Source organism: Fibrobacter sp. UWB2, from assembly GCF_002210425.1.
Taxonomy (GTDB): domain Bacteria; phylum Fibrobacterota; class Fibrobacteria; order Fibrobacterales; family Fibrobacteraceae; genus Fibrobacter; species Fibrobacter elongatus.
On the sequence record NZ_MWQK01000007.1, the window covers coordinates 85,442 to 108,447 of the forward strand.

Consider the following 23,006-nt stretch of genomic DNA (forward strand, 5'->3'; position numbering starts at 1 on the left):
AACATTTTATTAAATTTGGACAAAACTTTTTCCCATGGAGAAAAAAATGAACGAAGAAATTTTCAAGAAGGTCACGGACGTGATCGTTGCTAAGTTGGAAGTCAAGGCTGAAGATGTCAAGCCCGAATCTGAATTCGGTAATGACCTCGGTGCTGACTCCCTGGACCGTGTTGAACTCGTGATGGCCCTCGAAGACGAATTCGATGTCGAAATCCTCGATTCCGACGCTGAAAAGTTCCAGAAGGTTTCTGACGTTGTTGCTTTCCTCGAAGCACACAAGAAGTAATCTAGTTTTACTTTAGCCCGCATCCGTTGGGCAAAGAAAGAGCTTTGGGTCCCCGGTTCCGCCGGGGATTCTTTTTTTATTCTTGTCATGCCTGACACTTTGTCATGCCGGACTCCGTTCTCTTTGACCACTTAGAACTTTGACGCTTTGCGTCAGCATCTTCGGCTCAATCATGACAGTCTGCAAGCAGCCTGTCGCGACACTCGCCTTGAATGCAACTAGTTCTTATGTGGTCATGATCCGCGAATGGGGACGGCATCGCCTTCTCGTTTATGAAAGGGAGGTGCCCGTTCTATGACGGGCATGACAAATATGTAAATTGTACATCAGTCTAAAACTCATAAGGAGATTCTGTTGGAAGAACAAAACCTGCTCCACAAGATTCTTAAACTCTGGTTTCGCCAGAAGTCCGGTGACGGGCTTGAGGCTAAGCTTGGGTACAGATTCCGCGATCCAGAACTGCTGGCTCATGCACTCGTCCACCGCTCGTTCCTCGTCGGGAAAGATGTCCCGTACGCAAGCAACAACGAGCGCCTGGAGTTCCTCGGCGATTCCGTCCTCAACATGCTTACGACGGAATTCCTGTACAGGACTTATCCGAGCGATCCGGAGGGCGAACTCTCCAAGCGCAAGAGCGCGATAGTCTCGGGACACGCCTGCGCCCAATCGTCCAAGGAATGGGACCTGAGCGAATACGTGAAAATTGGAAAGTCCGAAGCCAAGATGGGTGGTCGCGGCAAGGAAAGCATCCTCGCTGATGCCTATGAAGCTGTGCTTGGCGCCGTCTATCTCGATGGCGGTCTCGAAGAAGTCCGTGCCATTTTGAACAAGTTCCATTTCCCGCGCGTGCAAGAAATCATCAGTGCAACCGACTTTGTGAACTACAAAAGCGAACTTCTGGAATTTTGCCAGGGCAAATTGCGCTGCTCTCCGGAGTACGTGATTGTCGGTGAAGAAGGTCCGGAACACCAGAAAGTGTTTACGGTCGAAGTGGTCGTGAACGGCAAATCGTATGCCCGCGGTCAAGGCCCGAACAAGAAGAAGGCGGAACAGGAAGCCTCCCGCCTGTCGCTTGAAACGCTCAAGGCAGAAGCCGCCGAAGCCGATGCTAAAAAAGCCGCCGCACCCAAAGTCAAACAACCCGCGCACCATATCGGATTGCCGTAGTTGATTGTCATGCCCGCCGGAGCCTGTGCTGAGCGCAGTCGAAGTAAGCGGGCATCTCCTTTTTATTATCTTGTCTCTCATGAATACATTCTCCCTCCGCTCTTTACTTGCCGTCCCGATGGCGGCAGCTCTCGCTTTTGCTCTTGCCGCCTGCAATGAATCCGGTGATTCCAAATCTGGGCAAGCCGCGAAGTCTAAAAAAGGCACCGCCGTTTCCGAAGCCGATTGCCCGATTCTCCCGCTCGATTCTACGGCAACCGGCGAGTTCGACCCGATTGCCTCCAAGGAAGCCCGCGCTTGCGGTTCTATCACGCTTTGGGGCTCCGCTATGCCGAAGTCTTTCAACATGTGGGAAGACTACAATAGCTTCTCTGCTGAGCTCATGAACATGATGTTCGAACCGCTCGTGAGCCTGCATACCACCGAAGACCGCGAAGTCGGCATTCTCGCTGACAAGTGGGAAGTCTCCGAAGACGGCAGAACGTTCACGTTCCATGTGGACCCGCGCGCGAAGTGGAGCGATGGCAAGTCCATCACCGCTGAAGATGTGCAGTTCTACTATGACGTCATCATGGACGAAAAGAATCTCACGCCGATTTTCAAGGTGGGTCTCAGCCGCTTTGAACGCCCGGAAGTTGTCGATAGCTTGACGGTCCGCATGACCGCGAAGGAATCGCATTGGGGCAACTTCTGGGAAGCCGCCGGCATGCTTGCATTCCCGAAGCACGTGTGGGGTGGCAAGGACTTCAACAAGATCCGTTATGAGTTCCCGGTCGTTTCTGGTCCGTACATTATCAAGACGTTCCGTGAAGACCGCTTTGTCGAACTCCAGCGCCGCAGCGACTGGTGGGGCTTCAAGAAAAACTGGAACCATGGCAAGTACAACTTCCAGAAAATCCGCTACCGCTTCATGAACGACCAGACCAAGGCGCTTGAAGCTTTCAAGAAGCAGGACTTCAACGCCTACGCCATTTACACGAGCAGCATCTGGATGAAACAGACCGACTTTGATGCTGTCAAGAAGGGCTGGGCTGTCAAGCAGCGCATCTACAACAAGGAACCGATTGGCTTCCAGGGCATGGCCATCAACCTTCGCAAACCGCAGTTCCAGGATGTCCGCGTCCGCCGTGCTCTCTCGTATCTCTTGAATCGTGAAGCGATGAACGAAAAGTACATGTACGGCCAGTACTTCCTCCTCAACAGTTACTATCCGGACCTGTGGGCGAATAACCAGAACCCGACGGCGCCTGTCTACAGCTACAATCCCGAAAAGGCTCGCGCGCTCTTTGCCGAAGCGGGCTACAAGGTGAATGGGGAAGGCGTTCTCGAAAAGGACGGCAAGCCGTTTGCGATTAACTTCATCACGAGTCAGGAAGACTTGCGCCACCTCACGCTTTTCCAGGAAGACTTGAAGAAGGTGGGCGTTGTGGCGACCATCGAACAGATGAGCCAGAGCACGCTCCGCAAGCGCTTGGACGATGCTGACTTTGACCTTTACTGGGTGAACTGGGGGGCTGGCCGCCTCCGCGACCCGGAAGCTAGCTGGATTTCTACGACTGCCATGCAGAAGGGCACGAACAACCTCGCCGGCGTTCAGGACAAGGTTGTCGATAGTCTCATCAACTTGCAGAAGACGGAATTCGACCTCGCGAAGCGCAATGAAATCTTGAAGGCGCTCGATAACCGCCTTGCCGAAATCGTCCCGTACGTGCTGATGTGGCAATGCGACCATCATCGCATCCTCTACTGGAACCGCTACGGCACGCCCGAAAAGATTCTCGACCAGTTCAATCGCGAAGACGCAATACCTGTTTACTGGTGGGTGGATCCGGTCAAGTCCGCCGCACTCGATAAGGCGATGAAATCCGGAGAAAGCCTCCCCATCCCGCCGTTCGATATCCGCTAACTTGCACTCAAACTTGTCATGCCCGTCCCGGAACAAGTCCGGGATGACAGTCGGGCATCTCCATCTTGTCATTTAACGCAAAAAGTCCCGGCATCGCCGGGACTTTTGCAATAGATGGATAAAGATTCTTGAATTAGAAGCTTGCGTTGAAGGATGCTTCCAACGTAATCGGGGTCTTCTTGTTGCCATAGAAGTGCAGCAAGTAGTCCTTACCGAAGCCGAAGAGTGCGCACAAGTCGGCAGAGAACATGTCTGTAATCTTGAAGTTTGCACCAACGTACGGGAAGAAGCCCACGTCACCACTGGTGTCGCCATTCTTGTGACCATCATACTTCGGGTCGCCAAGAGCAATCTTGAAGCTTGCGCCAACGTACGGGCTGATGATCGGGGAAACAATCGGATCCAATTCAGCAGCGATAGTCAACTGCATCGGGCCCTTGACCTTGTCGTCGCCTTCCGTGTTGAAGCCGAGGCCGAGTTCAGAACCGAAGTCGAGGTTGCCGAACTTCTGGGAGTACTGGCCACCGAAATAGAAACCAAAACCGTCGTCATTGATTTCGTCCTTGCCAGTCGGGAAGGTCATGTCGAGGAATGCGGCTACAGTCGGGATGATCTGGTAGCGGGCACCGAACGACAGGTTCTTCATACCATCGCCATTGGTGTCTTCACCGTCCCACTTGGTGAACACCATGTAGGGGAGGCTGAGGGTGAGTTCCAAGTTCTGCACCGGGACGAAGCGGCCCTTGAGGGTGAGCTGGAGGTCCTTGTACTTGTCCTGCATATCGAAGTCAGCGACGAGCTTGGCATCGCCATGCATGGCTTCGGGAACCGGGAAGTAGCTATAGGTAGCAAAACTGGTGGATGCAAGAAGAGCTGCACCGAGGATGATTTTTTTTAACATATTAACTCCATAGGATGGTTTATTTCGTTTAAATATAGATAAAAACTATAAAAATTGTGAAAATCTGTAAATAAAAATAAACCAGCCGGAGTAATCGACTGGTTTTAAAGAATTTTAGACTTTTATTTTTTTATGTCGTTAGCCTAAACGAGAGGACTAGAACTTGAATTCCATATCCAGGGTAAAGCCAAGAGCGTCGCCTTCCATACCGATTTGGACGCCGTTGTCCTTAGCCTTTTTCTTCAAATCCTGGCTGCGGGCGATAATTTGGCCGTTGAGGCTCATATTGTCGTTGATGTTGAAGGTGGCGCCAATCCAGAACTTGAACTGGTTGGACCAGTCATCGTGCAGGTCCACGTCCTTGTTGCCGTTGTAGTATTCGGACTTGAAAAGACGGAGCCAGAACTGGCCGCCGACCATAAGCGTAAGCGGGGCGGAGGGGAGCGTGTAGTCGAATTCACCGCCCAGGCGGAGTTCGAGGCCTCTTTCGAGGTTGTGGTGTTCAAAGCCCCAGAAAATACCGGCTTCGGTTCCGTAAGCGGCACCCTTGATAGAGTTGATGTTGTTGTGGTGCTGGGCTCCAAAGTAGAGGTACATTTCACCGTTGCTCGGAGCGGTTGTGCCTACACCCTTGACCTTGTCCTTACCAATCGGGAGGTTAAAGTCGAGGAAAAGGTAAAGTTCCGGGTCCAAGGCAAAACGTGCGCCAATCACCAGGTCGCGAAGACCGCTACCGCCATCGGAGCAAGCGTCGCAATCCGTTTCGCCCCAGAACTGGTAGCCAAAACCTTGCAGAGAAAGTTCAAATTGCGGAGTCACGTTCATACGGGCGCCGACTCTAAGGCCCATCTGGGACCAGTCATCGTCTGTATCGTAGTAAAGGCCTGCCTTGAAAGAACCCTGATTGTTCTGAAGAAGGCCGAAATAATCCCATGTTGCAAAGCTGGACGAAACAATCACAGCCGCCAAGAGAATAATCTTTTTGATCATTTTAACTCCTATGAAACACCTTGTTGGTTGCCCCTAATTTAGTAAACCGAAGTCCCCAAAGCAATTAAATATTTGTAAGCAAATTTTCATCTCCGTGCTAATTGTCACAATTGATGTTTTTTGCTTACAATGACGGTTGCCAAAGTCGTCTTAAAAATTATTTTTACAAGTAAGAGGTGTGCTGTTATTTGTGGCGCGCAAAAAAGAGGGCTTGAATGAATTATTTAACACGTCTGCTGCTTGGTTTAGGTTTGGCCGTCCCGATGTCTGCACTTGCTGCGGAACCCCCGCTGAATTGGGCCAAGTCCGTGTATTTGAATCTTGGCTATAGCGCCGAAGATAACGCTCTTTACCTGAAACAGAAAAATGAAAAATGTACCATCGGATCGGTAAATGAGGATGGTGTTGAATGCGTCAATTTTGCGCAGGTGAAGGCTGATTTCCCCGTGTCGGATGCTTTCGTTAAAGTACTTCGTATGGATCTTGGTGGGAACAAGTTTGGATTTCGATGGAGAACGAATCCCGATCCCGATATGAAACAGTCATCCACCTTGGTCTTGGCGTCCGATCTTGATTTCCATGAGCTTCAAGCCGGGGTCTGTGTAGAAGATCATTTCGCGCCTGATTTTACAGGAAAGGTATTTGATGGTAGCGGCTATATTATTTCAAATCTCTGCAAGACCATCGATGACCAGACGGGTTCCTCGGTAGGCTTGTTTAAGGAGATTTCTAATGCTATCGTTAAGAACGTGGCTTTCTCAGATGTGCAATTTGTGACTTCGACGTTGAACTCTTCTGACTTGGGTGCTAAGTATTTCCCTGTTGGGGCGCTTGCCGGAAAAATTTATAAGAGCGAAGTGAATGGCGTTGATTTGAATAATGTGGTCATCCAGGGGCCGCTCGCCGGTGGTCTTGCCGGTGTCATTGAGGAATCGTTGATCTCGAACTTTTATGCGTATGGAACTAATAACGTAGTAAAAGTTTCAAATGAAATCCAAGTGATCGATGGCTATGTTGGTGAATGTGAAGGTTGTGGTATTTCATATACTAATGGGTATAAGGCCCTTGTTGGCGGTCTTGCCGGTGTTACTTACCAAACCTCTTTTGACAACATCAATTTGCAGGTCGATGTCCGAAACAAGGCTGCTGTTGACTTGTCGAGCGTGGGTGGCCTTGTGGGCTTGTATGTCACCAAGGGTAACCAGAACTATGAAGACTACAAAGAATTTAAAATCAATAAGATTTCTATCAAGGGACCCAACACCGCGACGGGGCCTGTTGTTGCTGGTGGTATATCAATGGGTGGCTTGCTTGGCGAAGTTAAGCGAATTGATTCGAATAACTACCCTAAATCAAGTTTGATTATCCAGGAGGCAAATGTCGAAAATCTGAAAGCTTCGCAAAGCATATTCAAAATGACTTTGCCTAAAGCGACTTATCTTGGCGGCCTTATAGGGAACGGTGATATATGCAATAGTGGAAAGCTGGAAATATCGAACGCTTCTGTAACGGATTTCGAGATAACAGAAGCCGTAAAGAAAAATGGAATTTATCAGTATTATATGGGTGGTATTGCCGGTTATGCAGGGTGTGACCATGTGAATAATTCGTCATCGACTGATTTGTATTTGACTCTTACAAAATCGAAGGCTACAGGTTCAATTAATCTGAGTGCTAAGGAACCCGACATTGCGTCGACCGCTGAAGTTCATGTATCGGCTTCGATTGGTGGCCTTGTGGGTGCTGCTGTTATTGCCGGAAACGAAGATGCTGTGGCTGAGAACGAAATAAGCGTTGGCATTACTTACGATGTAAAGAAAACGAATACCAAAATAGCCGAAGCTTCGGAGAAGGTTTATATTGGCGGTGCGTTTGGTACTGTGAATACGTATAATTCGTCGGCGGTTGTAAAAGGCTTGCGTACTACAAACTACATCAAGGTTGTCGATGATGGTGTTGACTCCTATGTGGGTGGAGTTATCGGTAAATTCCCTTTGGTTAGCAGTGGTAATTCAAAGATTTCGTTTAAGGATGTTCAGGTTGGGCCGAGAAGTTCAAAGAAATCGATTCTTTTGGACTATGAGGCTTTTGGTACTCCTGGATATGACAGTTATGCCTCTGTGGGTGGTCTCTGCGGAGATTGTTCCCTGATTGGCGAAATTGTACAAAGTTCGGTCAAGGGACATTTTAACAAATTAGATGGCGAAAACGGATCTTTTGAGAAAAAGGCCTTTAGCCTGGGTGGTCTTGTTGGAAAATCAAGGGCTGCAGAAGCAATAACTGTAAAGAATACCTATTCGAATGGTAACATTTCTGATGGGTTTGCCGTTGAAAAAGCTGATGAAGAAGCTCCCAAAAATAAAGTGGGTTACCTGTTTGGCGAAATCCCGGGAATTCAAGGACAAAAGGAATCCATACTTATTTCGAATTTCCATTATGGTGTAGATAACGTTGCTGCTATTGGTGATGCGGATGGTTCCAGTGTTAAAAACTTTACAGAGGGCAATTTTGGCGAATTCACCGCTACAAATAATGTGCGCAATGGTGCAAAAACGGAATTGACGGCTAAAAATAACGGCTATGTCTCTAAAGACTATATGGAATCGTCAAATTTTGCGGCGTTCCTGAACAGCCTCTGGACTGAATCCGAAGATATGGTGTGGGCCTATTCTAATGATGCGGGGGGATTGCCGTTCTTTGGAACTCCATCGACGGAGCAGATTGTCTCGACGGTTCCTGTAGTGTTCAAGGATGGTGATGCTGTTCTATTAGTCAAAATTGGTGATAAACTTGTTGATGTCCAGAATGTGAAAGTGGGTGATGCCGCCGTGGCTCCTGCAACTCCTGCGTCGAAGGATGGCAAGTGCTTTGACAAGTGGAGCGAAGACTATACTCACATCATGGCTGCGGTAGATATTCTTGCCCAATATAAGGTTTGCACGTATACAGTTGTGTTTACAAATGAAGATGGGACGAAAACATTTGATACGCAGACGATTGAATACAACAAAAATGCAACGGCTCCTACGGATCTAGAATTGCCCGAAGGCCAGTGCTTCGATAGCTGGGACGGAACTTATACAAGTGTAAAGTCTGATTTGACCATTAAGGCCAAAACGGCTCCTTGCACCTATACGGTTAAATTTACAGATGAAGCCGGAACAAAGGTCTTTAAGACGCAGACTGTTGAATACAACAAAGATGCAACCGCTCCTACAGATCTAGAATTGCCCGAAGGCAAGTGCTTCGACAGCTGGAACGGAACTTATACAAATGTAAAGTCTGATCTGACCGTCAAGGTGAAGACTAAAGCTTGCGGAAATTCCAGCAGTTCTAGCAGCGGAAATACTTCGGAATCCTCGAGTTCTTCGAGTGCGGGCAATGGTGGCAATTCTTCTAGCGCTGGTAACGGCAACGCATCTAGTAGCAGCGCCGGGAATGACTCCAGCAGCTCGAGCGAAGATAAGTCTAGCAGTTCTTCTGCAACGTCAAGCTCCAGTAGTTCTGTTAATGACGAATCGAGCTCTAGCAGTGCAGAACATAAAAAGTATCTGCTCGATATTGCCGAGCCGACGGCAACGCAGGACGGTAAGGGCCTCCGTATGCAATTCGATAGCCTGCTTGCAAATATGTCTGAAAATGTCGATTACCACATTCAGGTGGTTTCGCAGAAGGGAATTTACCTCGATACCATTGTCGATGGAAAAACGGTGGGTGATGTCAAGAACGGAACTTGGCGCCTCGACCCGGCTCCTGCTGGCAGATATACTGTGACCTTCATGATTACGGATGGCGTTGATTCCATCCCTTACTCAAAAACCTTCACGTCTATGGAAAGTCAAGAAGTCGCTACTCATTCTTGGCAGACGCTTTCTCTGTACGCCTTCTGCCGCGACAAGGGCGACGAATGCCTGTCTGAACTGGAAGCACGTTTTGCTCGCCAGCAGCAGAACTGGGCTGCTGAACAATGTGAAGAGATGAAGGCGCAAGTCAAGAACGGCACCGCTCCTGACGATGATTACTTCTATCGTGAAATGGATGATGCCTGTGCACAGGCAAATGGCTTGAACGCTACGACGGCTGTCTACTGGTGGGATGAATCGAATCCGGTTGGCGATTACTGGCAATACCGCAAGTTCAGCGTGAACGACAAGTTCGATTCCACTCGCGGTTACTGGTATGGCCCGATTGATAACGAGCCGCTGGTGATGAGCCTTGAAACGCCAGACATGAAGGACGAAATTGTCTGGAAACTGGAAAATAAGTATTCTGGTTGGAATCTCGTGGCAAATCCGTTTGGCTGGTATGTGACCTTGCCGAAAGAAAAGGGCCTTCAGTTCTACAAATGGGATCCTGAAGTTTGCTCTTACAAAGAACCGGATACGCTTGGACCATATGAAGCCATCTGGGTTCACACGGATAAATCTATGACGTATCGCATTCCGCTGAAGGCCGCAATTGTTCTCGAAGAAGAAAAGAAGTCCTTGAACAAGAGCGTGGCTGCTGAAGAGTGGAATCTCCGTGTCGTCTTGGCTGACAATAATGGCAAACGCGACTCTTGGAACGAACTTGCTGTCGGAACAGCCTCGTCTTTGGGCGAACCGCCTGCAGGTATGGGTGATCGCGTGAACCTCTCCATTATGGATGGCAAAAAGCGCCTTGTCAAGAGCGTGAAGCCGAATGCCGATGACCTCGAATGGGATCTCGAAGTGAGTGCAACGACCACTCGTGAGGGCCATTTGAGCTTCGAAGGCCTCGAAGGAGTCTGGGCGAAGGGCTTACATGTCTATGCGACCGTCGATAACGAAACTGTAGAAGTCGTGAAGGACCGTCCGCTGGATGTAAAACTCTCGTCGAAGACTAAGAATGTCTCTGTTCGAGTGACCAAGAGTGCAGTAGTTGCTGCCGCAACGAAGAGCCTTCTCAAGGGTCTCCGCGTGAATCAGACTCCGAATGTCTTGAACGTCGGCTTCGATGCCGCCGCCAAGCTCGCCGGTGCTAAGGTGAAAATCAGTGTCGTGGGTATCGATGGCCGAATTGTGGCGACTGGCAATGCTGTTGCCAATGCGGGCACGAACGCCATTGCCATGAAAAAGCCCAAGCAAGGGGTCTACTTCGTGAAGGTCAAGGTCGGTAGCCAGAGTGCCGTCACCCGCATTATGGTCCGATAAATCAGTCTAGCCGAACGCAAGTTTAATTACTAAATTTGCGCTCGTTATGACAAAAGCAAAACTCATCAAACTCATTATTGCATCGGTGCTCGCCATCGCTGCCCTCTTCGTCCCGTACGAAGCCCTCGGCTTCGTGGGTGACACGGCCTTGAACCCTCTCGAAATTCGCGTCATCGCAATCTTTGTGATGGCTGCCCTTTTCTGGATTCTCCAACCGTTCCCGATCTGGTCTACTTCCATGTTCGTGATCGTGTTGATGATTCTTACGCTTTCGAACTCGGCTCTTATCCCGTTCCGCGTGGAAGGCGTTGATCCGCTCAAGTTCAAGGACATCATGGCAACATTTGCCAACCCGATTATCATGCTCTTCTTGGGCGGCTTCTTCCTTGCTTCTGCCGCTTGCAAGTACAACATGGACAAGAACCTTGCCCGCGTGCTCTTGAAGCCGTTCGGCAAGGACCCGAAGTGGGTGCTCCTTGGCCTCATGATTATTACGGCTGTGTTCTCCATGTTCATGAGCAACACCGCTACTGCCGCTATGATGCTCGCCATCCTCGGCCCGGTGCTCAAGCTCTTTGATGAAAATGACCGCGGTAAAGCTGCTTTTGCTCTTGCCATCCCGCTCGGTGCAAACATCGGTGGTATGGGTACTCCGATCGGTACGCCTCCTAACGCCATCGCTCTTGGCGCTCTCCAGTCCAGCGGTTTCAATATCTCGTTTGGCCAGTGGATGGAATTCGGTGTTCCGTATGTGATTATTATGATGGTTCTCGCTTGGCTCTTGCTCCTCAAGCTCTACCCGATCAAGATGAAGGAAATGAACCTCGATATCGAAGGTGCTGAAGGCTTTGACAAGAGCCCGCGCGCTATCATCGTTTACATTACCTTTGCTGTGTGCGTGATTTTGTGGGTGACGGGTAGCAAGGTTCACGGTCTTAACGACAACGTGATTGCTATGATTCCGATGGCTGTGTTTGCTTTGACGGGTGTGATTACTAAGAAAGACCTCAACGAAATGAGCTGGGACGTTCTTTGGCTCGTGGCTGGTGGTTTTGCTCTTGGTCTCGGTTTGCAGCAGACTGGTCTTGCAAAGGACCTCATCAACGCTATTCCGTTCAATACCTGGTCTCCGGTCGTCCTCATGGTCGGTTGCGGCTTCATCTGCCTCTTCATGGCAAACTTCATGAGCCACACCTCTACGGCTAGCTTGCTCGTCCCGATCTTCATCGTCGTGGCCGTGAGCTGCAAGGACAACCTCGCTCCGCTCGGTGGCGTGACCTCCTTGATGGTCGCTGTCGCATTCGCTAGCTCCCTCGGTATGTGCCTCCCGATTTCTACACCGCCTAACGCACTTGCCCACGCAACGGGTTACACGGATACGCGTGGCATGGCTATCACGGGTATCGTGATGGGTATCGGCGGTCTCGTTCTCTCCTGGATTATGATGTTCGGCCTTTCTAAGGTGAACTTCTTCGAAGATCCGGCTGAAGCTGCTGCCGCTCCGGCTGCTGTAACTGCTCCGGCACCTGCCGCACCTGTTTATGCAAAGCCTGCCGAAGTTGCTGCTCCGGCGGAAACGATTGCTGAACCGGCTGCTGATAGCGCCGCTGTCGCTATTCCGGCTGACTCTGCCGCTAAGGTTGTGGTCACGGATTCTACAGCTAAGTAATTGAAAATGTCACCCCGGCCACCGTGCCGGGGGCGCCATCTACGAAAATCGCTCGGGTAACCCCCGGGCTTTTTTTGTATATAACGTCTGTATGTAAAAACTTGTTCACAAAAGTAGCTGCTTTGGATAAGATATTATCTTCCTTTATATCAAAATAGCCCAAATGGGTTATTGCAATGTAAGGTTGTTGTAAGTAAATTCTAAACAACCTAAACAAAAAGGAAAACGAAAATGGCTAAAAAAGTGAAAAAAGCTGGAAAATTCTCTGTAAATGACTTGCTCCCGGGTGATATCTTAGCGTTTAAGGGAGACCCTGAAGATACTATTAGTAAACTTATCATGAAATTTACAGGTTCCGATGTGTCGCATGGAGCAATCTTTGTTCAAAAAGAAGAATGTGTCCTTGCTGAAGCGGGCCTTGGTGGAATTCATGCAACTCGAACGAGAGACGATTCTACTGCTCGTGAAGCTTATGTGATGCGCCATAACAAGGCAAGTAAAAAGGGTGTTGATGCTGTTGTGCCGTTTGCCAAGGATTACGTGCTCCAGGATCTTCCGTATCCGTATTCTGACTTGATTCTTTTGGGCTTGATTCTTATTTTCAAGCAGAAGGTTACAAAACCGCTTGTATCTCGAGTTGTTGTTGAATTCTTGTGCTTGGTTGCTGCAGAACTCAAGAAAATCATCGAAGACAAGAACACCCCGGGTAAGCATACGATGGTGTGCTCTTCCTATGTTTACCAGTGCTATCTGGATGCATCCAAGAAGAATCCGGCTCTCAAGCTGAAAATCAAGGACGGTGATGTTGGCTTTAAGGATCATCCCCTTATTGGTCGCAAGTCGAAATCGTTCTCGCTCTTCGATATGTATGCCGACTACGTCGCATCGCATGAAGACGAATGCAAGAAGGATTTCAAGGCTAAAAAGCTTGAGCCTGCAAAGAAGCTCCGCTCCAAGAAAGAAATTTTGGCCGATTTGGAAAAGCTTGTCTTAAGTAAGGGTGCCGATAAGCTTCCGGAATTGACTCCTGAAACACTTTCTGTTGTTGTAGATATCATTAATGCCGTTAAGGATGTCATCCAGGCCTTGGTGACGTTCGTGAAGGGCGACCGCGTATCGTTCTCGGAAATGATGAAGGTTGCAAGAGAACAGCAGTCCATGTTCATAACGCCGAATGATTTGGTCCAGCACGTGACAAACGCTAAAAACGTTGGCATGGTCAAGCTTGGCCGTTATGGTGGCGAATACGACGATAACTGGAAAAAGTAAGAGTTAAGATTAAGCCCGCTTGCCGGGCTTTCTCTTTGCAATCAGATCTGTGAAAAAAAAACCTCGCTTTTCAGCGAGGCTTTTTTCAGTGGTCGATACAGAACTCGAATCTGTGACCTCTACCATGTCAAGGTAGCGCTCTAACCAACTGAGCTAATCGACCATTAAGGTAGCCCAATATTAGAAAAAGATTGAGCTCTTGTCAAGGGTGGTTGGCGATAAAAATCAAAAAAGTTTAAGTCGCCGTTAGAAAATTTCGCTTTTAGCGGTCATCCTCTGCAATCCAGTAGTGCAGTCGGCCTTTAAATAGAATCGGGGGTAGGCTCTCGTCGCACATTCCATGCCTGCAGTCCGTAAAATGCAGGTTGATGTTTGCAGTCCATTTCGTGTCGTCTTTCTGGTCTATCGTCACGTAATTGTTGTCGCTGGTGAGAAACGCCTTGGGAGTACCGTCGATTTGGATCCAGGTGTAGCTTTGAACGGCCGAATTCTGGGCGAGCTTGGGCTCGTTCACCATGATGCTCAACTGATGATTGTTTTCGCTGCGCTCGGACGGGAACGTTACCAGCAGGTAATGGTGGCGATTGCGTATGAATGGGATTTCCACATCGTCTCTTTCGAGTTCTTGCGTGATTTCTTCGCCGTTGTCGATGCTGTACTTGATGAATCCGCCGCCTTTGACTTCCCAGCTGTCGTTGATGCCGCTGCATGCGGTTAGGCTTGCGGCGATTCCTGCAATCCCCGCGAATTCCAAATAATGCTTTAAAGAGGCGAACTTCATGGTTTTAAAATAGAAAAAACGCCGGGCGTTGATGCTCGGCGCTCTCTAGTCTTTTGTTTTGTCTTATGCTCTTCCGTCAACACCGTTTTCGTCGGCCTGCGGCGGCTGCTGATTCTGTTGGGCGAGGCGCGGGTCTTCGAGGATGTAAAGCGGGAGCGTTGCAAGTTCTTCGTTGTCCACGACGAGTCTAACGATGTACTTGTCCGGGCGCTTGAACTGCAGGCGCTGCATGTTTAAAACCATGTTCACGGCAGCTGTATCAAAGCCCTGAACGACCGGCAAAAGTTCGATTTCGGACTGCATCGGCGGTACAATCGGGTGTCCAACAACGTCTTCAATCGAGAGGCTCAACTGGTGCGTGCCTGCTTCGGAACGCTGGTAGCGCAAGCGGAAGGCGGCAGAGCACTGCGGGATCACAAGCGGGAACTTAGCGAAAATTCGGTCGAATGCTCCAAGGATGTTCAAACGTCCACCGACGTCGTTGGCAGTGGCGGCATCACAGATGGCGGCAATTTCAATATTCATTATGGGGTCTCCAAGTATTAGATAAATGTTTAACTAAATTATAATTATATTCCGAAAAAGACGAGGATTTTATGCAAGAAATTCCACTTTGGTACTGGTTAATTGTGTTTTTTGGCCTTGGCGCTTGCGTCGGGAGCTTCTATAACGTCATTGTTTACCGTATGCCGCGCGGAATTTCCCTGATTAACCCTCCTTCGCACTGCCCGCTTTGCAAAAAGAGAATCCCGATTCGCTACAATTTGCCGATTGTGGGGTGGCTTTGGCTGCGTGGTAAGAGTGCTTGCTGCAAACGGCCGATTAGCGTGATTTACCCGATTGGCGAGAGCCTTTGCGGTTTGCTTGGTGCACTTGCTCTTTATGCGGCGGCAGGCTTCGGGACGGACTTTTCGCGACCGGTCTTGTCGCCTGAGGTTTGGGCGGATGCGGCTGCGATGTTCTGGCTTTTGCTTGGCGCATACCCCGTTTGTGCGGTCGATTGCAAGTACAAACTGATTCCCGATTCCATCTCGGTCGGCGGAATTGTTGCGGGCCTTTTGATTTCGCTTGTGCCGGGTGGCGTGACGCCTCTCCAAAGCTTGATTGGTGCTGTTGTTGCGGGTGGCGGACTTTATCTGCTCGGCTGGATTGCGACTAAGGTGCTCAAGAAAGACGCAATGGGTTTTGGCGATGTCAAGCTCTTGGCGGGCTATGGTGCGCTTATGGGCGTGACTGGCGCTGTAGAAACTCTCTTGGTTGCAGCCCTGCTTGGCATTGTGGTGATGGTTCCGTACGGGATGCTTGCCGCAAAAAAAGCGGCCAAAAACAAGAATAGCGAGGAAGCCGGGCAAATTCCTTTCGGACCGTTCCTCGCCATTGCAGCCCCGATTATTTATCTCTGGGGCTCAGCGCTTGTGGATGCTTATTTAAAGTACGTTTTAAATTAATCGTTATTTCTTCTTCTTTCCGGGTCTCTGCGGCATGAAGGGGCTTTTGGCGTTTGGTTCGCTTGATCCCTTTGCCGAAACCGTTTCTTGACTTGTGACCACGGAATCGCCGACGCTCAGTCCCTTGAGAATCTGGACATTCACGCCATCGCTAAGACCAATCTTCACGCGGCGTGGAGCGGCCTTGCCGTTGATGTTAATCCACACGTGGTCGCCTTCAAGCTTGGGCTTCTTGTGCTTTTTCTTGGCACCTGTACCCGGAGCTCCGCCCGGTCCCATGCCAGGAGGCGGGGGCGGGAAGTTGTCACCTGCGACTGTAGAATCGGCGGCCTTGCGCGGTGGGCGAGGCATATCCTTCGGATCAACCATCGGGGTTCCTTCGGCGGGCGTAAACTTGAGAGCCTTGACCGGAATTGTAACGGCATCTGTGATTTCTTGAGTGACGATTGTGCAGGTGGCGGTCATGCCCGGTAAGAGCTTTTGTTCCGGGTTCTCGGCGGTAATCACGACGGTGTAAGTCACCACATTGCTTGTTGTCGTCGGGTTCAGACGGACTTCTTGCACGGTGCCGTGGAACGTGTCGTTCTGGAATGCGTCAACAGTAAACGTCACACGCTGACCTTGTTTAACTTGTCCGATGTCCGCTTCGTCCACGTCTGCCATGACTTTCATCTGGCTCAAGTCTTTTGCAATCACGAACAACGTCGGCGTGCTCATGGAAGCGGCAACGGTCTGTCCGACATCTACGGCGCGTTTCAGCACAACGCCGTCAATCGGGCTCTTGATGGTCGCGTAGCTCAAGTTCAAACGAGCCTGGGCGACTTCGTTCTTACGCTGTTCCAAGGAGAGCTTTGCGGCGTTTAAGTTGTATTCAGCTTGTTCCAATTCGACTGCGCTTGCGCTCTTGCTTGCGGCGAGCCTCTTGATGCGGTCGTACGTGCTTTGTTTGTAATTCAATTCGTTTTCGGCGCTCTTGTAAGAGATTGTCGCCTGCTTCAAGGTCGACTGTAACTTAGACTTGTCAAGTTCGGCAATGACTTGGCCTTTCTTGACCTTGGAATTGAAATCAACGTTGATTTTGGCAATGTCGCCAGAAACCTGCGTACCGACTTCCACCTGGTCCACCGGCTCTAACGAACCCGTTGCAGAAATGGTCGTCTTAATGGTATCCGTGACCACCTTGGAGCTGATGAGGGCGCCAACCTGGCTTGTGGTGTTCCCGTCAAAGAAAATTGACTTGACGCCGAGGGCAACTCCTGCCAAAACGGCGATGACGATGATGATTTTCAAGAGTTTTTTCATAAGCATTAGAAAAATAGTAACATTGTTTTTTTATTACATCTATTTTGATGATTTGGGAGCACGTAAGGTTGCAAATTTTCTAGCTTAAAGGTCATGACTCGTGTACGCAAAAAAGACGATAGTTCAGAAGTCCGCAAAGTGACTTGGGTGGGGCTTGGCTGGAACGCCGCGCTCTCCGTGGCCAAGTTTGTTGTGGGCGTGGTGGGAAACTCCCAGGCGCTCGTTGCAGATGCTATCCATAGTGCATCTGATTTTGTGACCGATGTCGCCGTGATTGTTGGCAGTCACTTTTGGAACTCGCCACCGGATGCCGAGCACCCTTACGGACACCGCCGATTTGAAACGCTCATTACGATTGGTATTGGGCTTGCCGTTGCCGCCGTGGGTATTGGCATTGGATATAAGGCCGTCCTTGCGTTGTTGGCGGGTGAGGCATCGCACCCGGAAACGTCCGTTGCGGTGATGGCTTTTGCTTCCATTGTCGTAAAAGAAATTCTCTTCCGCTATACGCGAAATGCCGGGCGAAAAATCCGCAGCCAGGTGCTTGAGGCAAATGCTTGGCACCACCGTAGTGACTCTTTTAGCTCGATTCCCGTGCTTGTGGCGGTCGTTTTTGCCATTTTGCTCCCGCAGCTTTGGTTCGCGGATTCCGTCGGTGCACTTGTCGTTGCTTTTTTCGTGATTCATTCTGCGATTGAAATTGCGGCTCCGGGGCTTAGGCAGCTTGTGGACCGTGGCGCAAATCCCGATGTCTTGGGCAAGTTGCGGAGTGTGGCGCTTTCGCACCCGAAGGTCATCAGTTTGCATGGGCTCCGTTCCCGCTACGTCGGGAGTGATTTGCATGTGGACGTGCATATTGTGGTCGATGACCAAATGACACTGAAAGATGCCCATGACGTTGCCGAAGAGGTCGAACAGTTGCTCATCGATTCGAACGAAAATGTCGTCGATGCCCTCGTGCACATTGATCCCTACAACGCCAATCGCGCCGCCCAGGGCGAAATCAAAACAATTGAAAAGTAATTACTTAGTGCCTTCGGCACAGTTACTAGTTAATAGTTAGTAGTTACTAGAAGTTTCTACGTAAACATTTCAAGTAACTATGGTTATTGCGTCGTATTGTTTTTAAATGAATGTATAAATGTTCGTCGAGAGAATAAAGCGTCGGCCAAGGATGGGGAGGGTGCAGGGAGGGGCCCGTGCGGCCTTCGCAACTCTGAGCTGGGGCCCCGCCCGCATGAAGTTCATTTTAAATTAAAAAGGCTTTGGGCGTAAGCCCATATCACTTTTCACACCAGTAAATATTCCAATGTGGTATTAGGACTTTGGCGATTCTGCCTCGCTGGAATCGTGTTTCTATTTATATTAATTTGGTGCAAGTAGCGAGGTTTGATTATGGTACTCGACGAATTTTACAAGTTGAATAATGGGCAGCGAATCCCGAAAATTGCTTTGGGTACATGGCAAACCCCAAATGACGTGGCGGCAACCGCTGTTGCGACCGCTATTGATGCGGGCTATCGCCATATTGATACCGCAATCGCCTACGAAAATGAGGCGGGAGTCGGTGCTGGGCTCAAGGCGGCGCTAAAATCGACTGGAATTCACCGTGAAAGCATTTTTATCACGACGAAAATTCCTGCCGAAGTCAAGAATTATGCTGATACGGTACGCTGTATCCAGGAATCAATGGATCGCTTGGATGCATGCCATATCGACATGATGCTCATCCATGCTCCGCGTCCATGGGCCGAAATGGGCGTCCCTAACGGAAACCATTATTACCGTGAAAATGTGGATGTCTGGAATGCGCTAGAAGAAGCTTACGAAGCGGGTAAAATCCGTGCAATTGGCGTTTCGAATTTTGAAATTGATGACTTGAACAATTTGCTGGCGGGAACCCGCGTGGTGCCGGCGGTGAATCAGATTCGCGTTCACATCGGTCATGTGCCGACGGAACTGATTGACTTTTGTGAACAGGTCGGAATCCTGGTGGAAGCGTATTCGCCCAATGCGACGGGGCGCCTATTGAAAGTGCCCGAAGTCTGTGCGATGGCGGAAAAGTACCACGTTTCGGTGCCGCAACTTGCAAGCCGCTTTGTGTTGCAACTTGGGCTTTTGCCGCTCCCGAAATCTGTACACGAAGAGCGCATCCGTCAGAACGCTAAGCTTGATTTCGAAATCAATTCGAACGACATGGCTGCATTGCTAGAACTCGACGGACTGTAATGCAACGCGTCGTTCTGAGGCTTGCCGATCCAGTTGAATTTTGAAACGCAAAAGTCCCGCTCCATAGGAGCGGGACCTTTTGTTTTTGCATGAACGTCGCCCCTGGCGGGGCGCCTCCTTTCTCTCTACCTTACGTTCACGCGTTTAGTGTTGTTCCCCACTTTCACAATGTACGAACCTGCGGTCGGAACTTTCACGCGGGTGTCAATGCTGTTCAGCTTGCCTGCAGAAAGCACTTGGCCGTTCATGTCCATGACTGCAAAGCGCTTTGCGAGACTCGGCTTTTCTGTGGTAATCGTGATTTCCTGTGCGCCAGATTTCATCACGCTGAATGCGCTTGTGCTGCTTAGTGCAACTCTGCGTTCGGCGATGGATGCTTCGGATTTGGCAGCGAATGAAATTGCAGCCTGCTCATCGCCAATCTTGATAATGAGGTAATACATACCTGGTGCGAGGCTTTCTGTCAATCGCTTTTCGTTGACAATGGGACGCGTTGGGTTGCTGACGTTGAATATACTGTCGAGTTGGATTGGATTTGCGGCAAATTCTTCTTCGCTAATGAGAGTCTTAGTGGGATCATTGCCGGTTGCATCCGTGGTGAACAAGAATGAAATTTTAGGCTTTGTGGGGAAGTCTGCGGTATCGCATACCGTAACTTGGGGTACGCAAGAACCGTTATGGTTTTCTGTGTAGCAAACTTTGTATTCGTTGTTTCCGGTCCTGCGCCATTCTTCCATATTTTGTTTGCTTTCCAAAGAAATTCCAGCATTTTGATCCATGTACAGCATATTTGTACTGATTCGGAGGTCACTAGACGGTGCGCGACGATTGCAAGTGAAAATGTCAATGTCGTAGATGCTGTCTTGCTTTGCGTTTGGCAAGAACTTGTCTACATCAACATAGCCCGGTGCAGAAAGGTGGTTGCCACCAATATCGACTGCTAACTTGTTATCAATGAATACCCAGATATCGTCGTTACCGCTGATGCTGAACCTTGCACCCTTCTTGTATTTGAACTGGGCGTGTGTTTCGGAACAGAAGTGGTGGTTACGTCCGCCGTTTCCGTTGCCCCCGACATTAGATGTCCAACGCGAAACGCCATTAATGCCTATACCGCCTGGGGTTTCTGTACCTTCTGTGTAAATTGGCCAATTGGTGGGGACCTGCTCTGGGCAGCTCCAGCCGAATACGCAATCGATCGTGGAATTGATGCTCTTGATGAAAGTCTCGGTTTCGGCGGCATCGGCGAACATTCCGTTGCAGTCGTGGCCCTTATCCCAGCCTGGGCCGTTACAGATTGTATTGATTAATGGAATTTGTTCGGTCGGATCCAATGCGCGAAGCTTGGTGCCGTAGAATATAGGACCTTCGGCGTTGCGCTTGGTGCGTGCTGCCGGGAGCGGCTTTTGACTTGCATTCGCGTATTCGAGCTTGCTGTCGGTTGTTGCTTCTACAGGGAAGAAACCTCCCATTACAGCAGTTTTGAGTCCAGGAACAACGAATTCATCCGAGTTAAAATCCCAGCCTTTGTTTGTACGGATGAATGGAATATCGAAACAGGTTGTTTCGTTCACGCCTTCGGTGTAATTGAACAACTGGTTGAAATACTTTTCGTCGATAAAGCATTTTTTGCCTGCTGCAGAGAGTTTTGGCTTCTTTGTTGCTTTGTCCAAAGTGTCTTCTACAAGGCCTGTCGTGACGCCTATGCAGTCGTAGATGGCTTTGATTGCAGTTTCTACTTCTACACCTTGTGCTGCTGTTCCTGACACGGCTTGACAGCCTTCACCGCCTGCGGCGTAGCAGGAGAATGCGGGGTGTAAACTGGCGTCTGTATCGTAAATCATTGTGGAAAGGACGAATTCGCAGGTGCCTTCGATTGCTGGCCTTACTGTACTCCAACCATATAATTCTGCTGGAAGTGAGGCGGCTTGTCTTTCGTCAGCGACAAAGTAGAGCGCGTTTGAAAAGTTGGGCTCTCCTGCGTAAACCAGAAAAAGAGCGTCAAGATTTATGGGGTCGGCTGCTTCACCGTTTAAGTATCCGGCTTCGCCTCTGAGACCAATGGCGTGCTTAAATTGGTCATCACCTTCCGTATAAAAGAATGCTTTTTTGGGAAGGTCTTCATCAACGTAACGTCTAGTGAACCATCCGCAATGATCCGAATCTGGAGTGAGTTCGTGCGCTTTGCCGTCTTCGTAGATTAATGGGGTGGATGTGTTCCACGTGGCGTTGTCGGGCAAGAATACGTGCAACTCGCGGACTGTTTCAGCCCATGTGCTTGACACTCCCAACGCTATAAAAGATGCGGTTATGGCTTTAGCCAGTTTCATTTGTTTCCTCCTTATTACAACTTGGTATATTTTAAAATATAAAATAAAGTTTTCAAAAGATGAAATTTATGACAAAATTCTTTCTTTTTTAAGTTGTAGGAAATTTTGACGTATCATTGGTGTATCATATAAAGTATATGCAACACAATGTTGCATTAAGACAAAAAATCCGCTCCTTTGGGAAGGGGCGGATTTTTGAATGGTTATTTTGAATGAAATTTAGTCGTTAATCATGTGTTCGTAGAATTTACGATACATGTCCTTTTCTTCGGTCTTGCGGACGGCAATAGCGTCTTGCGGATGGCGGTTGAGCATACCCGTGATCATCTGCGGGATGATGTAACCCCATTCGTACTTGCTCTGCAACGGCAAGAAGAGTTCCTGGATGGCGTCAAGAACCGGGCGTAGATCGTACTTCGGATTCTTGAGGAAACCGAGGAGGAGTTCCGTGGTGCAGTTGCCTGCGCCGCGGCCCATGCCGGACACGGAGCCGTCGAGGTAGTCGACGTGGTTGATAATAGCCTGGATCGTGTTGGAGAAGGCGAGCTGCTGGTTGTTGTGGCCATGGAAGCCGAACTTCTTGTTCTTCACGATGCCCTTGTAGCGGGCGAGTTCCTTATCGATGTCCTCCTGGTAGAAAGCGCCGAAGCTGTCGACGAGGTAAAGCACGTCGGCCTTGCATTCTTCGTTGACCTGGTGGAGGGCTTCGTCAAGTTCCGGACCGCGGTCGCGGCTCACGGCCATGATGTTGAGCGTCGTTTCATAGCCCATGTCGTGGAAGGCGTTCACCATGCTGATGCCCTTGTCGATGTTCTTGACGTAGCTTGCCACGCGGAACATCTGGTACGGACTTTCGGAAGCGGGCTTCACGGCATCCATGTTGACGCGGCCCACGTCAGCCATCACGGCCATCTTCATCTTGGAATCGATGCCATCCTTGACTTTCCAGAGGAGATCGTCATCGCAGAACTTCCACGGACCGTATTCCTTCGGGTCGAAGAGTTCCGGGGAGTTCTTGTAACCCATTTCCATGTAGTCTACGCCGGCTGCGGTGAGAAGGGTGTACAATCTACGCACGAATTCAAGAGAAAAATCGTGCTTGTTGACGAGACCGCCATCGCGGATCGTGCAGTCGAGAACTTTAATTGTTTCGTAGTACATGGTTGTGTCTTCTGTTTTTGATTGTTGAAGTCTGAGACGTCATTCTGAGCGATGAAATCGCGAAGAATCCAGTCATTTTTCTTTACATCGCAAAGATAGGTTCTGAAATTTCACCGGTCAATAAAAATTTTATGGTTGCTGAAAAATAATTGTTATTTAACGTAAAATCTGCGTTAAAATGATAAGTTGAGGCTTTTTACGTTGATTTTTATGGGTGTGTCCGTAACAAAAACATTCCATTTGGGAATCAATTGCTATAAAACCCCTATAATAAATTGCGGTTTTAGGTGGCTGTGAAAGATCTCTCGGTAGGGCTTAAGGTGATTTGTTTTATAATCTACGCAAAAATTGCGTTTAATAGTATTCACGAAAAATAATGGTTCCCCTCCCTGACGG

The 23,006-nt window shown here is 49.4% G+C and carries 16 protein-coding genes and 1 tRNA gene; 9 read left to right on the forward strand and 8 right to left on the reverse strand.

Going from position 1 to position 23,006, the window contains the following annotated elements; translation table 11 throughout:
- The first annotated feature begins 46 nt into the window (after positions 1 to 46).
- From acpP to B7982_RS13675, 3 genes are all read left to right on the forward strand, one after another.
- On the forward strand, positions 47 to 286 hold the full coding sequence (gene acpP / locus B7982_RS13665) for an acyl carrier protein (RefSeq protein WP_014546672.1): 240 nt from the start codon (positions 47 to 49) through the stop codon (positions 284 to 286).
- Between the two features lie 354 nt (positions 287 to 640).
- Positions 641 to 1,453: a ribonuclease III gene (rnc, locus tag B7982_RS13670; protein ID WP_014546673.1), complete on the forward strand. Its 813-nt coding sequence runs from the start codon at positions 641 to 643 to the stop codon at positions 1,451 to 1,453.
- Between the two features lie 79 nt (positions 1,454 to 1,532).
- A complete protein-coding gene (locus B7982_RS13675) occupies positions 1,533 to 3,359 on the forward strand; it encodes an extracellular solute-binding protein (RefSeq protein WP_088661229.1) in 1,827 nt (608 codons plus the stop codon).
- A gap of 133 nt (positions 3,360 to 3,492) precedes the next feature.
- Here B7982_RS13675 and B7982_RS13680 read toward each other — a convergent pair whose 3' ends face one another.
- Both B7982_RS13680 and B7982_RS13685 read right to left on the reverse strand, forming a co-directional pair.
- Entirely contained in the window at positions 3,493 to 4,260 is a 768-nt protein-coding gene (locus tag B7982_RS13680; protein WP_088661230.1) for a transporter, read from the reverse strand.
- A 156-nt stretch (positions 4,261 to 4,416) separates the two neighbouring features.
- A complete protein-coding gene (locus B7982_RS13685; RefSeq protein WP_088661231.1) occupies positions 4,417 to 5,250 on the reverse strand; it encodes a hypothetical protein in 834 nt (277 codons plus the stop codon).
- A 215-nt stretch (positions 5,251 to 5,465) separates the two neighbouring features.
- Between B7982_RS13685 and B7982_RS13690 the strand changes: the two genes are divergently transcribed.
- From B7982_RS13690 to B7982_RS13700, 3 genes are all read left to right on the forward strand, one after another.
- Positions 5,466 to 10,421 (forward strand): T9SS type A sorting domain-containing protein, encoded by a 4,956-nt coding sequence (locus tag B7982_RS13690; protein ID WP_088661232.1) that lies wholly within the window; start codon positions 5,466 to 5,468, stop codon positions 10,419 to 10,421.
- A 46-nt stretch (positions 10,422 to 10,467) separates the two neighbouring features.
- The gene (locus B7982_RS13695) at positions 10,468 to 12,090 is read left to right on the forward strand and encodes a DASS family sodium-coupled anion symporter (protein ID WP_088661233.1); all 1,623 of its coding nucleotides are present in this window, start codon (positions 10,468 to 10,470) and stop codon (positions 12,088 to 12,090) included.
- Between the two features lie 231 nt (positions 12,091 to 12,321).
- Positions 12,322 to 13,359, forward strand: a complete 1,038-nt coding sequence (locus tag B7982_RS13700; protein WP_088661234.1) for a hypothetical protein — start codon at positions 12,322 to 12,324, stop codon at positions 13,357 to 13,359.
- Between the two features lie 89 nt (positions 13,360 to 13,448).
- Here the strand turns inward: B7982_RS13700 and B7982_RS13705 are convergent.
- From B7982_RS13705 to B7982_RS13715, 3 genes are all read right to left on the reverse strand, one after another.
- Positions 13,449 to 13,522 (reverse strand) — tRNA-Val (locus B7982_RS13705).
- Positions 13,523 to 13,621: 99 nt separating this feature from the next.
- Entirely contained in the window at positions 13,622 to 14,140 is a 519-nt protein-coding gene (locus tag B7982_RS13710) for a hypothetical protein (RefSeq protein WP_088661235.1), read from the reverse strand.
- Positions 14,141 to 14,203: 63 nt separating this feature from the next.
- Positions 14,204 to 14,665, reverse strand: coding sequence for a hypothetical protein (locus B7982_RS13715; protein WP_088661236.1), 462 nt, complete (start codon positions 14,663 to 14,665; stop codon positions 14,204 to 14,206).
- A gap of 71 nt (positions 14,666 to 14,736) precedes the next feature.
- On the opposite strand from B7982_RS13715, the gene B7982_RS13720 reads away from it, so the two are divergent.
- Positions 14,737 to 15,588 (forward strand): A24 family peptidase, encoded by an 852-nt coding sequence (locus B7982_RS13720; RefSeq protein ID WP_088661237.1) that lies wholly within the window; start codon positions 14,737 to 14,739, stop codon positions 15,586 to 15,588.
- Between the two features lie 3 nt (positions 15,589 to 15,591).
- Here the strand turns inward: B7982_RS13720 and B7982_RS13725 are convergent, their stop codons facing one another.
- Positions 15,592 to 16,896, reverse strand: coding sequence for an efflux RND transporter periplasmic adaptor subunit (locus B7982_RS13725; protein ID WP_088661238.1), 1,305 nt, complete (start codon positions 16,894 to 16,896; stop codon positions 15,592 to 15,594).
- Between the two features lie 87 nt (positions 16,897 to 16,983).
- Here B7982_RS13725 and B7982_RS13730 point away from each other — a divergent pair, with 87 nt between their 5' ends.
- Both B7982_RS13730 and B7982_RS13735 read left to right on the forward strand, forming a co-directional pair.
- Positions 16,984 to 17,913 (forward strand): cation diffusion facilitator family transporter, encoded by a 930-nt coding sequence (locus tag B7982_RS13730; protein ID WP_088661239.1) that lies wholly within the window; start codon positions 16,984 to 16,986, stop codon positions 17,911 to 17,913.
- 372 nt (positions 17,914 to 18,285) lie between these two features.
- Entirely contained in the window at positions 18,286 to 19,119 is an 834-nt protein-coding gene (locus B7982_RS13735) for an aldo/keto reductase (RefSeq protein WP_088661240.1), read from the forward strand.
- A 125-nt stretch (positions 19,120 to 19,244) separates the two neighbouring features.
- Here the strand turns inward: B7982_RS13735 and B7982_RS13740 are convergent, their stop codons facing one another.
- Positions 19,245 to 21,449, reverse strand: a complete 2,205-nt coding sequence (locus B7982_RS13740; RefSeq protein WP_088661241.1) for a fibro-slime domain-containing protein — start codon at positions 21,447 to 21,449, stop codon at positions 19,245 to 19,247.
- Positions 21,450 to 21,668: 219 nt separating this feature from the next.
- On the reverse strand, positions 21,669 to 22,610 hold the full coding sequence (locus B7982_RS13745) for an aldolase catalytic domain-containing protein (RefSeq protein ID WP_014546686.1): 942 nt from the start codon (positions 22,608 to 22,610) through the stop codon (positions 21,669 to 21,671).
- Positions 22,611 to 23,006: the final 396 nt, after the last annotated feature.

Bases quoted from the DNA above. Each gene is read 5' to 3' on its own strand.
- acpP (WP_014546672.1), top strand. From the start codon at position 47: ATGAACGAAGAAATTTTCAAGAAGGTCACGGACGTGATCGTTGCTAAG.
- B7982_RS13675 (WP_088661229.1), top strand. From the start codon at position 1,533: ATGAATACATTCTCCCTCCGCTCTTTACTTGCCGTCCCGATGGCGGCA.
- B7982_RS13680 (WP_088661230.1), bottom strand. From the start codon at position 4,260: ATGTTAAAAAAAATCATCCTCGGTGCAGCTCTTCTTGCATCCACCAGT.
- B7982_RS13685 (WP_088661231.1), bottom strand. From the start codon at position 5,250: ATGATCAAAAAGATTATTCTCTTGGCGGCTGTGATTGTTTCGTCCAGC.
- B7982_RS13690 (WP_088661232.1), top strand. From the start codon at position 5,466: ATGAATTATTTAACACGTCTGCTGCTTGGTTTAGGTTTGGCCGTCCCG.
- B7982_RS13695 (WP_088661233.1), top strand. From the start codon at position 10,468: ATGACAAAAGCAAAACTCATCAAACTCATTATTGCATCGGTGCTCGCC.
- B7982_RS13700 (WP_088661234.1), top strand. From the start codon at position 12,322: ATGGCTAAAAAAGTGAAAAAAGCTGGAAAATTCTCTGTAAATGACTTG.
- B7982_RS13710 (WP_088661235.1), bottom strand. From the start codon at position 14,140: ATGAAGTTCGCCTCTTTAAAGCATTATTTGGAATTCGCGGGGATTGCA.
- B7982_RS13715 (WP_088661236.1), bottom strand. From the start codon at position 14,665: ATGAATATTGAAATTGCCGCCATCTGTGATGCCGCCACTGCCAACGAC.
- B7982_RS13720 (WP_088661237.1), top strand. From the start codon at position 14,737: ATGCAAGAAATTCCACTTTGGTACTGGTTAATTGTGTTTTTTGGCCTT.
- B7982_RS13725 (WP_088661238.1), bottom strand. From the start codon at position 16,896: ATGCTTATGAAAAAACTCTTGAAAATCATCATCGTCATCGCCGTTTTG.
- B7982_RS13730 (WP_088661239.1), top strand. From the start codon at position 16,984: ATGACTCGTGTACGCAAAAAAGACGATAGTTCAGAAGTCCGCAAAGTG.
- B7982_RS13735 (WP_088661240.1), top strand. From the start codon at position 18,286: ATGGTACTCGACGAATTTTACAAGTTGAATAATGGGCAGCGAATCCCG.
- B7982_RS13740 (WP_088661241.1), bottom strand. From the start codon at position 21,449: ATGAAACTGGCTAAAGCCATAACCGCATCTTTTATAGCGTTGGGAGTG.
- B7982_RS13745 (WP_014546686.1), bottom strand. From the start codon at position 22,610: ATGTACTACGAAACAATTAAAGTTCTCGACTGCACGATCCGCGATGGC.